At 74.4% G+C, this 12,219-nt stretch carries 9 protein-coding genes; 1 reads left to right on the forward strand and 8 read right to left on the reverse strand.

Going from position 1 to position 12,219, the window contains the following annotated elements:
* Positions 1 to 53 precede the first annotated feature (53 nt).
* From cobA to BLW85_RS09665, 8 genes are all read right to left on the reverse strand, one after another.
* Positions 54 to 1,286, reverse strand: coding sequence for a uroporphyrinogen-III C-methyltransferase (gene cobA / locus BLW85_RS09630; RefSeq protein ID WP_074991832.1), 1,233 nt, complete (start codon positions 1,284 to 1,286; stop codon positions 54 to 56).
* Positions 1,287 to 1,443: 157 nt separating this feature from the next.
* Positions 1,444 to 5,568 (reverse strand): nicotinate-nucleotide--dimethylbenzimidazole phosphoribosyltransferase, encoded by a 4,125-nt coding sequence (gene cobT, locus BLW85_RS09635; protein WP_074991833.1) that lies wholly within the window; start codon positions 5,566 to 5,568, stop codon positions 1,444 to 1,446.
* Positions 5,569 to 5,949: 381 nt separating this feature from the next.
* Positions 5,950 to 7,173, reverse strand: coding sequence for a precorrin-6y C5,15-methyltransferase (decarboxylating) subunit CbiE (gene cbiE, locus BLW85_RS09640; RefSeq protein ID WP_074991834.1), 1,224 nt, complete (start codon positions 7,171 to 7,173; stop codon positions 5,950 to 5,952).
* Positions 7,174 to 7,276: 103 nt separating this feature from the next.
* Positions 7,277 to 7,915: a GNAT family N-acetyltransferase gene (locus BLW85_RS09645; RefSeq protein ID WP_070030109.1), complete on the reverse strand. Its 639-nt coding sequence runs from the start codon at positions 7,913 to 7,915 to the stop codon at positions 7,277 to 7,279.
* A 170-nt stretch (positions 7,916 to 8,085) separates the two neighbouring features.
* The gene (locus tag BLW85_RS09650) at positions 8,086 to 8,913 is read right to left on the reverse strand and encodes a MetQ/NlpA family ABC transporter substrate-binding protein (protein WP_070030111.1); all 828 of its coding nucleotides are present in this window, start codon (positions 8,911 to 8,913) and stop codon (positions 8,086 to 8,088) included.
* 76 nt (positions 8,914 to 8,989) lie between these two features.
* Complete coding sequence (locus tag BLW85_RS09655; RefSeq protein WP_070030113.1) at positions 8,990 to 9,727, reverse strand: methionine ABC transporter permease; 738 nt, start codon at positions 9,725 to 9,727, stop codon at positions 8,990 to 8,992.
* Positions 9,724 to 10,758 carry a methionine ABC transporter ATP-binding protein gene (locus BLW85_RS09660; RefSeq protein ID WP_074991835.1) on the reverse strand — a complete coding sequence of 345 codons (1,035 nt, stop codon included), beginning with the start codon at positions 10,756 to 10,758 and terminating at the stop codon, positions 9,724 to 9,726. Before BLW85_RS09660 ends, BLW85_RS09655 begins: the two co-directional genes overlap by 4 nt.
* Positions 10,759 to 11,145: 387 nt before the next feature.
* Positions 11,146 to 11,790, reverse strand: a complete 645-nt coding sequence (locus BLW85_RS09665) for an HAD-IA family hydrolase (RefSeq protein ID WP_070030116.1) — start codon at positions 11,788 to 11,790, stop codon at positions 11,146 to 11,148.
* A 69-nt stretch (positions 11,791 to 11,859) separates the two neighbouring features.
* On the opposite strand from BLW85_RS09665, the gene BLW85_RS09670 reads away from it, so the two are divergent.
* Positions 11,860 to 12,219: a hypothetical protein gene (locus BLW85_RS09670; RefSeq protein ID WP_070030117.1), complete on the forward strand. Its 360-nt coding sequence runs from the start codon at positions 11,860 to 11,862 to the stop codon at positions 12,217 to 12,219.

Raw genomic sequence — 12,219 nt, forward strand, 5'->3', positions numbered from 1 at the left:
CGGCTGGATACGGGTGCATTACCCGAGGTAACCCGCGATCGGGCGGGTTTCGGTCAGGGGGTGGGCTCCGGACCGACCGTGACGACCTCGCCGATGACGATGACCGCCGGGGGCTTCACGTCCTCGGTGCGCACGGCCTCGGCGACCGTGGCGAGGGTGGCGTCGACGCGGCGCTGCGCGGCGGTCGTGCCCTCCTGCACCAGGGCGACCGGGGTCTGTGGCGGCCTGCCGTGCGCGATCAGCGTCTCGGCGATCTTCCCGATCTTGTCGACGCCCATGAGGACCACCAGGGTGCCGGTGAGCCGGGCGAGCGAGGGCCAGTCGACCAGGGATCGCTCGTCGTCGGGGGCGACATGGCCGCTGACGACCGTGAACTCGTGGGCGACGCCCCGGTGGGTGACCGGGATGCCGGCCGCGCCCGGCACGGAGATGGAGCTGGAGATGCCGGGCACGACGGTGCAGGGGATGCCCGCCTCGGCGAGCGCCTGGACCTCCTCCATGCCCCGGCCGAAGACGAACGGGTCGCCGCCCTTGAGCCGTACCACGGACTTGCCCTGCTTGGCGTGCTCGATCAGCGCGTTGTTGATGGCCTCCTGGGCCATGTAGCGGCCGTACGGGATCTTCGCCGCGTCGATCACCTCGACGTGCGGCGGGAGTTCGGCGAGCAGATCGCGCGGGCCGAGCCGGTCGGCGATGACGACGTCGGCCTCGGCGAGCAGCCGGCGGCCGCGGACCGTGATCAGGTCGGGGTCGCCGGGGCCGCCGCCGACCAGGGCGACGCCGGCGGTGCGGGTGCGGTGGTGGGGGGCGACGAGGGTGCCGTCGCGCAGGCCCTCGACGACCGCGTCCCGGATGGCGGCGGTGTGCCGGGGGTCGCGGCCGCGGGCGTCCGTGGTGAGGACGGCGACCGTGACGCCGGCGCTGGTGCCGGTGGCGGGGGTCCAGGCGGTGGCCTGGTCGGCGTCGTCGGAGCGGACGCACCACACGCGCCGGCGTTCCGCCTCGGCGGAGGCGGCGGCGTTGGCCTCGTGGTCGCCGGTGGCGATGAGGGCGTACCAGACGTCGGCGAGGTCGCCGTCCTCGTACCGGCGCCGGCGCCAGGTGATCTCGCCCGCGTCCGCCATCGCCTCGACCGAGGGGGTGGCCTCGGGGGACACGAGGACGATGTCCGCGCCGGCCGCGAGCAGGGCGGGCAGGCGGCGCTGGGCGACCTGGCCGCCGCCGAGGACGACCACGCGGCGGCCGGAGAGGCGGAGGCCTACGGGGTAGGCGGGGTGTTCGGCCATGGCGGGCTCCTCCGGGGGCGTTGTAGTGGCCCTGACGTGCGGATTTTACGGTGGCGTCGGCGGGGGACGGAGCGGGTGCCCGGGGACTGGGACGGAACGGCCACGGGTGCGGTGCCGGCACCGCACCCGTGGCCGGGGAGCCGGGCCCCCTCGTCGGCTACTTCTCCGTGACGCCCGCCGAGTCGAACGTGGCCACCTCGTGCATCGCCCTGGCCGCGCTCTGTACCAGCGGGAGGGCGAGCAGGGCGCCCGTGCCCTCGCCGAGGCGGAGGTCGAGGTCCACCAGGGGGCGCAGGCCGAGCTTGTTGAGGGCGGCCACGTGGCCGGGTTCGGCGCTGCGGTGGCCGGCGATGCAGGCCGCGAGGACCTCCGGGGCGATGGCGCGGGCCACCAGGGCCGCGGCGCCCGCGCTGACGCCGTCCAGGATGACCGGCGTCCGCAGGGACGCGCCGCCGAGCAGCAGGCCCACCATCGCCGCGTGCTCGAAGCCGCCGACGGCCGCGAGGACGCCGATCGGGTCGGCCGGGTCGGGCTGGTGGAGTTCCAGGGCGCGGCGGACCACCTCGGTCTTGCGGGCCAGCGTCTCGTCGTTGATGCCGGTGCCGCGGCCGGTGACCTCGGCCGGGTCGGCGCCGGTGAAGACGGAGATCAGCGCGGCGGACGCGGTGGTGTTGGCGATGCCCATCTCGCCGGTGAGGAGGCCCTTGTTGCCGGCCGCGACCAGGTCGCGGGCGGTCTCGATGCCGACCTCGATGGCGGCCTTGGCCTCCTCGCGGGTCATGGCGGGCCCGGCGGTCATGTCGGAGGTGCCGCCGCGGATCTTGCGGGGCAGCAGGCCGGGGGTGGCGGGCAGGTCGGCGGCGACGCCGACGTCCACGACACACACCTCGGCGCCGACCTGGGCGGCGAAGGCGTTGCAGACGGCTCCCCCGCCCAGGAAGTTGGCCACCATCTGGCCGGTGACCTCCTGGGGCCAGGGGGTGACGCCCTGGGCGTGGACACCGTGGTCGCCCGCGAAGATGGCGACGGCGGCGGGCTCCGGGATCGGCGGCGGGCACTGCCGGGACAGCCCCGACAGCTGCGCGGAGATGATCTCCAGCATGCCGAGCGCGCCGGCCGGCTTGGTCATGCGCTTCTGGCGCTCCCATGCCTCGCCCAGCGCCTTGGCGTCGAGCGGGCGGATCTGTGCGACGGTCTCGGCAAGCAGGTCGTGGGGTTCCTCTCCGGGGAGGGCGCGGCGGCCGTATGTCTCTTCGTGCACCACCCAGGACAGGGGGCGTCGCTTGGACCAGCCGGCCTGCATCAGCTCGGGCTCGTCCGGGAATTCGTCGACGTACCCGACGCACAGGTAGGCGATGACCTCCAGGTGCTCGGGCAGGCCGAGGGCGCGCACCATCTCGCGCTCGTCGAAGAAGCTGACCCAGCCGACGCCGAGACCTTCGGCGCGGGCGGCCAGCCAGAGGTTCTCGACGGCGAGTGCGGCGGAGTACGGCGCCATCTGGGGCTGGGTGTGACGGCCGAGCGTGTGCCGGCCGCCGCGGGTCGGGTCGGCGGTGACGACGATGTTCACCGGGGTGTCGAGGATGGCCTCGATCTTCAGTTCCTTGAACTGCTTGGCCCGGCCCTTGGGCAGCGACTTGGCGTACGCCTCGCGCTGGCGCATGGCCAGTTCGTGCATGGTGCGGCGGGTCTCGGCGGACCGGATGACGACGAAGTCCCAGGGCTGGGAGTGGCCCACGGAGGGCGCCGTGTGGGCGGCCTCCAAGACGCGCAGCAGCACCTCGTGCGGGATGGGGTCGTCGCGGAAGCCGTTGCGGATGTCGCGGCGTTCGCGCATCACCTTCAGGACGGCCTCGCGCTCGGCGTCGTCGTAGCCGGGGGCGGCCGGACCGGTGGACCGGGGCGCCGGTGCCGGGTCGGCGGCGCCGGTCTCCGGGCCCTCCTGCGGCACGGCCTCGGCCTCGCGGGGCGCGGGCACGGTGGCCTGCGGCGCGGGAGCACCCTGGGCGGGTACGACGAGGGGGGCGGGCGGGGTCGGCGCGAGGTGCGGGGCGCTGGGCACCTGGCCGTCCACGGGCACGAACCGCCCGAGCGGCGGCTCGGGGTGCGGGGGCACGTCGCCGGGCGTCCCGCCCTCGGCGGGAGCGGGCTGCTCGGGGAGGTCCGCGGGTACGGCGTCCTGCTGCGGGGCGGGCGCCGGGGCGTCCTCGGGTGCGGCGGCCTGGGGTTCAGTGGCCTGAGGCTCGGTGACTTCGGCGGTCTGCGGGTCCGCGGCCACGGGGGTCTGCGGGTCCCCGGCGGCGACCGGTGCCGGGGCCTCGACCGGGGTCCCGGCGCCGGGGGCGGCCGCGGCCGGGTTGCCCGCCCGGGCGGGCTCGGCGGCGTGAGCGGCCTGGCCGACGGTGTCCTGGGCGGTCGGCTGGGGCTGCGGCGGTACCGGCTGGGGGTGCGCCTCGGTCTCGGCGGGCCCGGCCACGGGTGCGACCGTCTGCGGGCCCTGCACCTGGTGCGGGTCCGGCGCGGTCGCCGCGGCGGGCTGCTCGGCCGACTGGGCTTCTCCCGGCACCTCGGCGACGGGCGCGGGAGCCTGGACGGCCGCGGGCTCGGCGGCCACGGCCTCGGCAGGCTGGGCGGCGGCCTCGGCGGCAACCGGCTGGGCGGCGGCGACGGCCTCGGGGGTCGCGGCAGTGGGGGCCTGCGGGACGGCCTGCTCGGCCACGGGGGCGACGGGCTCGGCGACCTCGGCGACGGCGATCGCCTCGGGGGCCGCGGCGGCGGGGGCCTCGGGGGTCGCCGCGGCGGGGGCCTGCGGGGCGGCCTGCTCGGCCAGGGGAGCAGGGAGCTCGGCGGGCTGAGCGGCGGCCTCCGCCGGTGCCTGAACGGGCTCCGTGGCCAGGGCCTCGGCGGGGACCGGCTCGGCGGCGGCTTCCACCGGCCGGGCCGCCTCGGCGGGGGCCTGCACGGGCTCGGCGGGAGCGGACTCGGCGACGACCTCCGGCGCCTGGGCGGCCTCGACGGGGGCCGGACCAGGCTCGACGACGGCCTGCGCGGGCTGGGCGACCTCGGCGGCGGGCACGGTGGCGGCCGGAACGGCGCCAGGCTGGGCGGCCACCGCTGCGGGGGCCTGCGGGGCGGCCTGCTCGACCACGGGGGCGACGGGCTCGGCAGGCTCCACGGCCTCGGCGGCAACGGGCTCCACGGCGACGGGCTGGGCGGCGGCCTCGTCGGCAACGGGCTGCACGGTCTCGGCGGCGATGGGCTGCGCGGCCTCGGTGGCGACGGGCTCACCGGCGGCAGGCTGCGCGGTCTCGGTGGCGGGCGCCGTCTCCGACGGCGCGGCGACGGGCTGGGCCGCCACGGCTGCGGGGGCCTGCGCGTCGGCCGGGCCGGGGGTGCCGTCGACGGGAGCCGCGACGGCCGCCTCGGGGGCCTGGGCCTCCGGCTCGTGCGCGGCCCCGGCGGGCGCGGACAGGTCCTGCGCGGTCGGCTCCGTGAGCGGGGCCTCTCCGGCCTGAGGAGCCGGTGCCACGTACACACCGTCGTGGCCGTCGGCGGGCTGCGGACCGTCGTGGCCCTGCACCACCTGGGCGGCGGGCTCGCCCTGCGCCGGCACGGCCGCCGGGTCAACCGTTTCGGCACCGGCGACCGGCGCACCGGGGGCCTCGGCGACCGGCGCGGCCTCGGCCGCACCCGGCGCGGCCACCGCGGTGTCCTCGGCACCCGGCGCCCCGGCAGCGACGACCGCCTCCGCGGCGGTGCCCGCAGCGGCCGCCACGGGGCCGGGAGCCGCCGCGGCCGGTGCCTGGCCGGCCGTCTGGGCGCCCGGCATCTGGCCGGTCCCGGCGCCCCAGGGCGCCGCGCTCTGCGGGCCCATCTCGCGCAGGGGCTGGGCGTCGAGGTACTCCGGGCCCCGGTCGGCCAGGGAGCGGACCGGTCCGGCGGAGTTGTTGGGGATGGGCGGGCCGAGGTGCAGCGGGCGGCGGGGCGCCGAGGCGTCCTGGGCCGAGGGCAGGCGGACGCCGCCGAGGTCCACGGAACCGGTGTCGCGGCCGGCGGCCTCGTGCGGGTCCGGCTCGTGGAGGGCCTCGACCACCGGCTCCGGGGCGGGCGGCGGCACTTCGTTGCCCCACGCGCCCTGGGCTCCCGGCAGCAGCAGGTCTTCGTCCTCGGCGGGTGCCTCGGAGAGATAGGTGTACGCGCCGTGCGCGGTGACGCCCGGCTGCTCCACCATGCCTGCGCTCTCCGGCTGTCCCTCGCCCGGGACCTGGCCGGTGTCGGTCATGCGTACCCCTCGCCCAATCGGTTAGTGCTCCTACGACCAGCTCACCCGGAACGGCACACCGACCGCCCCGTAGTGAAGAACGAGCGTCCGTGCCCAGCGGCACGAACGACCCGCCGGAAAAGGCGACAAAGCCATTCAGTGGCATTGTCCCGGTCGTGACGCCGTCGCGACAGCATGATCCGCGACAGGCCGCTGTGGACTGCGCCACGTTGCGCGTCCACGGGTTCGCCATACCACACCCACCCCAAAACGGGCGTGCGTTCCGGACATTGGGGAACGAAGTTCCGGGGCGCCGGTGCGGTACAACGATCGGCCAGCCTACCGCGCGCGGTACGACAACCCGATCACGGGTTGCGGTCGGGCAGGCCCGGCCGCCGCCCCTCAACGAGGCGCTTCGCGCGACGGCAGTGCGCCGGTGAGCAGGAAGACCACGTTCCGCTCGGTCTCCCGCCAGGCCCGCGTGTCGAGTTCGACGGACTGGAGCAGGGCGCACTCGACGCGGTAGCCGTGCTCGGTGAGGTCGCGGCCGACGAGTTCGGCGGCGTCGCGGGTGGCCGCGTGGGTGACGATGCGCTGCGGGCGCCGGTCGGCGACCGCGGAGACCACGGCCGCTCCCCCGCCGCCGATCCGGACGACGTCCGGTTCCGGCAGGTTCTCCAGGATGTGGGGCGCGCTGCCCGGCACCACCTGGAGCTGGACGCCGTAGCGGCGCGCGGCGTCGGCCGTGCGGGCGCAGGCGGCCGGGTCGTGGTCGACGGCGATGACGGCGGCGCCGGCCCGCGCGGCCTCGGTGGCGAACGCGCCGGAGCCGCAGCCGATGTCCCAGACGAGGTCGCCGACGCGGGGCCCGAGGCGGGCGAGTTGGGCGGCGCGCAGCAGTTCGGTCTCGCCCTCGCCGAGCGGTGTGCCGTCGCCGTACGCCTCGTCGGGCTGGACCCAGCCGCGCGGGCCGGTGCCCGGGTCGCGGCCGGCGATCCAGCCGCCGCCCTCCGCGGCGCCCACCGGACCACCGATGACGATGACCACGTTGGGGTCGCGCCAGGTGTGGTCGGCGGCCTTGTCGGAGGTGACGACGGAGACCTGTTCGCGTTCGGTGCCCAGTTCCTCGCAGATGACGAAGGTGCGGTGGACGCCCTCCAGGAGGAGGCCGAGTTCGGCGGGGCCGGCGCCCGGCGAGGTGAGGACGGCCACCTTGGTGTGCGCGCGGCAGACGTTCACGGCCCGGCGCAGGGTGCGCGGGTGGGCGACGACCACCTGGGCGTCGTCCCAGGGCATGCCGGCCCGGGCGAAGGCGGCGGCGACGGAGGAGACGGCGGGGACGACCTCCACCTCCAGGCCGAACTCGGGGGCGCGCAGGGTGCGCACCACGCCGAAGAAGCCGGGGTCGCCGTCGGCGAGCACGACGGCGGTGCCGCGGTGGGCGGCGATGCGGCGGGCGGCGAGCGCGACGCTGCCGAGGCGGATGCGTTCGGCGGCGGGCGGGATCTCGGGCAGTGCCAGGTGGTGGGCCGCGCCCGCCACGAGGGTGGCGGCGCCGAGGGCGGAACGTGCCGCCTCGGTCAGCGGCGAGCCGTCCCAGCCGATCACCGTGACCCGGTCGGCCATCGTCGTCCATCTCCAGGTTTTCGCAGGTCGTCAGGGGTACAGGGCCCATGGGCGGGCTCCGTGAGGGTACCCGGTGAAACCGTGGCGCGAGAGCGCGTGCGGTTCAGTTCCAGTCGGGGAAGGCGGTGAAGCCGCCGGTGTCGGCGAGTTGCTCGCCCACGCCGTCGAGGTCCTCGGGCAGCAGGCTCCAGACGATGAGGTCGGTGCGCACGTCCCGCCACTCGCCCCGGTCGTCGCGGGCGCGGGCTATCCAGGCGCCGCGCAGCACTCCCTCGCTGATGCAGCCGATCTTCTGGGCGACCTGCTGGGAGGCGGTGTTGTCGGCGGCGGTGCGCAGCTCCAGGCGTTCGAAGTCCTGGTCGCGGAAGAACCACTGGGCGGTGGCGAGGGCGGCCTCCGAGGCGTAGCCCTCGCCGCGGGCCCAGGGGGCGACGATGTACGACATCTCGGCGGAGCGCACCCGCCAGTCGGTGTGGCTGAGCCGGACGGTGCCGACCAGGCGCTGGGTGAGGAACTCGTCGACGGCGAAGACGATGCCGCGGCCCTCGGCGCGTTCGGCCGGGGCGCGCCGGGTGATCCAGGCGTGCGCGTCGGCCGCGGTGTAGGGCTGGGGCACGGAGGTCCAGGCGGTGACCAGTTCGTCGTTCATCATCTCGGCGAAGGCCTCGGCGTCGGTCTCCTCGAAGGGGCGCAGCACCAACCGCTCCGTGCTGATGGAGATGTTGGGGAAGGTGCTCGTCATGCGCCGCTCCGTAACCTTCGGAAACTCGTAAGACCATCAGGGCCGTCACACGGGCCTGCTGAACTGCCCAGCATGCAGCATGAAACCACTGAACCGCACGACGGGGTCCACACCCGGTGAGGGAGTGGACCCCGTGGGTCGCGAAGCGGTGTGCGTCCTGCCGGGCCGGATCAGAAGGACGGGATGACCGAGCCCTGGTACTTGTCCTCGATGAACTTCTTGACCTCGGGCGAGGTGAGGAGCTTGGCGAGCTTCTTGACCCGCGGGTCGTTCTCGTTGCCCTTCTTCACGACGAGGAGGTTGACGTACGGGTTGTTCTTCGCGGACTCCAGGATGATGGCGTCCTTGGCGGGCTTGAGGCCCGCGGAGATGGCGTAGTTGCCGTTGACGACCGCCGCGTCCACGTCGTCCAGGGAGCGCGGGGTCTGGGCCGCCTCGACCTCCTTGAACTGGAGGTGCTTGGGGTTGTCGGCGATGTCCTGGGGGGTGGCCTGGGAGACGCCGGACTTGAGGGTGATGAGCCCGCCGGTGGCGAGCAGCTTCAGGGCGCGGGACTCGTTGTCGGCGTCGTTGGGGACGGCGACGGTCGCGCCGTTCTTGAGGTCGGCCGCCTTCTTGGCCTTGTGGGAGTAGAGGCCGAGCGGTTCCAGGTGCACGCCGGCGACGGACACGAGGTCGGTGCCGCGCTTCTTGTTGAAGTCGTCCAGGTACGGCTTGGTCTGGAAGTAGTTGGCACCCACCGAGCCGTCCTGGGTCGCCGTGTTCGGCGTGATGTAGTCGGTGAACTCCTTGACCTGGAGGTCGAGTCCGGCCTTCTTCGCCAGGTTCTTCTCGACGAAGTCAAGGACTTCGGCGTGCGGGACCGGGGTGGCGGCGACGACCAGCGGGCCGCTGTAGTCGTGGGAGGCGGAGGACTTGCCCGAGCCGCAGGCGGTCAGCCCCAGCGTGAGGGCTCCGGCGGCGAGGACGGCGGTGGTGAACTTGGCGGTGTTACGCACGAAAAGTGCCTTTCCTTATGGTGGTGCGACCCCGTGAGGGTGACGGGGAGTCTGTGTGCGGCGCGGCGGGGCGGGCCTACGCGGCCTTGCCGACCCCGGCCGCGTCCGGCTCCTTGGCCTTCAGCAGCCGCAGCTTGGGCGCGGGGCCCGAGCGGCCGCCGCGGCTGTGCAGGGCGCGGGCGGCGAAGTCGCCGGCGAACTGGATGACGGAGATGGCGACGGCGAGGATCGCGACGGTGATCCACATCAGCTCGGTCTCGAACCGCTGGTAGCCGTAGCGGACGGCGAGGTCGCCGAGGCCGCCGCCGCCGACCGTGCCGGCCATCGCGGAGTAGCCGATGAGGGCGATGACCGTGGTGGTGGTGCTGGCGATCAGGGAGGGCAGGGACTCGGGGACGAGCACCTTGCGGACGATGGTCCAGGTGTTGCCGCCCATGGACTGCACGGCCTCCACGAGCCCCTGGTCGACCTCGCGGACGGCCGTCTCGACCAGGCGGGCGAAGAACGGGATGCCGCCGATGGCGAGCGGTACGACCGCGGCGGCCGTGCCGATCGTGGTGCCGGTGACCCAGCGGGTGAAGCTCATCAGGGCGACCATCAGGATGATGAACGGCAGCGAGCGGCCGATGTTCACGATCTGGCCGATCACCTTGTTGGCGACGATGTTCTGCAGCAGGCCCCCGCGGTCCGTGAGGACGAGCAGCAGGCCGAGCGGGAGGCCGGCGACGACGGCGATCAGGGTGGACCAGAGCACCATGTCGAACGTCTCGGAACAGGCCTGCGACAGCAGGGGCTGCATCTCGGACCAGGTCACTTGGCACCTTCCTTCACCAGTACGGCCTCCTGGCCCACGACGTCGATCTGCAGTCCCTGTTCGCGCAGGAACCCGATGGGCACCACGTTGTCCTCGTAGCGACCGGGCAGTTCGAGGCGCATCCGGCCGATCTGGAGGCCGCCGACGGTGTCGATGGCGGCGCCGAGGATCGAGATGTCGATGTTGTAGGTGCGCGACAGCTGGGAGATGACCGGCTGGGTGGCGGCCTCGCCGTGGAAGGTGACGTCGAGGACCGTGCGGTCGGCGCCGGTGCGCTCGCCGCTGACCGGGAACAGCGCGGCGGCCAGTTCGGATCCGGGGGTGGCCAGCAGCTCGCTGACCGTGCCGGACTCCACGATCCGGCCCTTCTCCATCAGGGCGGCGGAGTCGCAGACGGCCTTGACCACGTCCATCTCGTGGGTGATGAGCAGGACGGTGAGGCCGAGCTGCCGGTTGAGGTCGCGCAGCAGCTGGAGGATGGAGCGGGTGGTCTCCGGGTCGAGGGCGCTGGTGGCCTCGTCGGACAGCAGCACCTTGGGGTCGCCGGCCAGGGCGCGGGCGATGCCGACGCGCTGCTTCTGGCCGCCGGAGAGCTGGGCGGGGTAGGCCTTGGCCTTGTCGGCGAGGCCCACCAGGTCGAGCAGTTCGAGCGCCTTGGCGGAACGTTCCTTCCCGGACTTGCCCAGGATCTCCAGCGGCAGCTCGACGTTGTCCTGCACGGTCCGCGAGGACAGCAGGTTGAAGTGCTGGAAGACCATGCCGATCCGGCTGCGCGCCTGGCGCAGCTCCTTGCCGGCGCGCGGTCCGCGGCCGGCCAGGGCGGTGAGGTCCTGCCCGGCGACGGTCACGGTGCCGGAGGTGGGGCGCTCCAGCAGGTTGACGCAGCGGATGAGGGAGGACTTGCCGGCGCCGGACTGCCCGATGACGCCGTAGACCTCGCCTTCGCGGACGTGGAGATCGACGCCGTCGAGGGCGGTGACCTCGCGGCCGCGGGAGCGGTAGACCTTGGTCAGGCCCGATGTGGTGATCACTGGATTTCCGTCACTGTCGAGTGCGCGGGCGCGGGTGTGCCCGGGCACGGGTGCGTTGCGTGCGTTCGGTCGGGGACGCGGCACGGTTCTCGGGTGGCGGTGGAGAACGCCGTGTGCGCGGGCGGCCTCGGGTCACACGTGCCCGGGTGCGGGCGCGGGACGGGCCGCGGCTCTCGCTTCGGGGCGCGAGGCTCGGATGGTGCGGGGGCCCTCTAGAAGGCGCACATTCGACACGGACACGTACAAACAGCACCGGGCGTCATGGTCGCCTCGGTCGCAGGGATGCGGCTGTTCGTCGTGGTCATGCGGCCCAGTAAAGCAGACGTGGGCCGTCGGCCGGCCGCCGCTGTCCGGATGCTGGACAGCGGCGGACAGCCCGGGGCGGGCTCAGCCGCGTACGGATATCTCCACCCGGGCGTCGCGGACCAGTGCGGACAAGGCCGCGAGGTCGTCCACCACCAGGTCGGCGTCGAGTTCCCCGGCCCGGTGGGTTGTGGCCAACGCCACGGTGGCCATGCCGGCCGCGCGGGCCGCGCGCAGCCCGGCGGGGGCGTCCTCGAAGACGACGCAGTGGGCGGGGTCCACGCCGAGCTGCCGCGCGGCCAGCAGATAGGGCTCGGGATCGGGCTTGCCGTGGGTGACGTCCTCGGCACTGACCAGCGACTTCGGCGTGATGCCCGCGGCCTGGAGCCGGGCCTCGGCGAGCCGGCGGGTGGCGGAGGTGACGACGGCCCAGCGGTCGGCGGGCAGGGAGTCCAGGAACTCCAGGGTGCCGGGCAGCGGCCGCACCCCGGCCACGTCCTCCACCTCCAGCTGCTCGACCCGGGCGACGGCCCCGGGCACCAGGTCGGCCGGGAGCAGGTCGGCGATGATCTCCGCGGCGGTACGGCCGTGCAGCTCCACGCCCCGCAGCCGCTCGGCGGTGACCCCGTACTCGCCGGCCCACCTGGTCCAGCAGCGCACGACGGAGTCGTACGAGGAGACGAGGGTGCCGTCGTTGTCGAACAGGAGGGCGTGTGCGTGGATCGTCATGCGCTCGACCCTACGGTGTACGGCGGGGTCGGCGGCGATCGCCCGTTTCCGCCGTAATAAGGTCACCGCATGCTCACTGTCCTGACGCTGGTGACCGGGGTCGCCGCGCTGCTGCTCGCCGCCTGGTGCGGCTGGGCCGCCTACCGTGACCAGCCCACCAAGGACTGGCACCTCATCGGCATGGCCGCGGTGTCGGTGCTGGCCGCGGTGCAGCTGGTGATCGGGATCGTGCAGCTGGCGCGGGGCGAGAAGCCGGAGCAGGGCACCGCGATCTTCGTGGCGTATCTGCTGGGCGCGTTCGCGTGCGTCCCGGCCGCGGGGTTCATGTCGCTGGCCGAGCGGACCCGCTGGGGTTCGGTGACGGCCGCGGCGGGCGGTGTGGTGCTCGCCGTACTGCAGGTCCGCCTCTATGACATCTGGGGAAGCTGA

The sequence above is a fragment of the Streptomyces misionensis genome, assembly GCF_900104815.1.
In the GTDB taxonomy this organism is placed as follows: domain Bacteria; phylum Actinomycetota; class Actinomycetes; order Streptomycetales; family Streptomycetaceae; genus Streptomyces; species Streptomyces misionensis.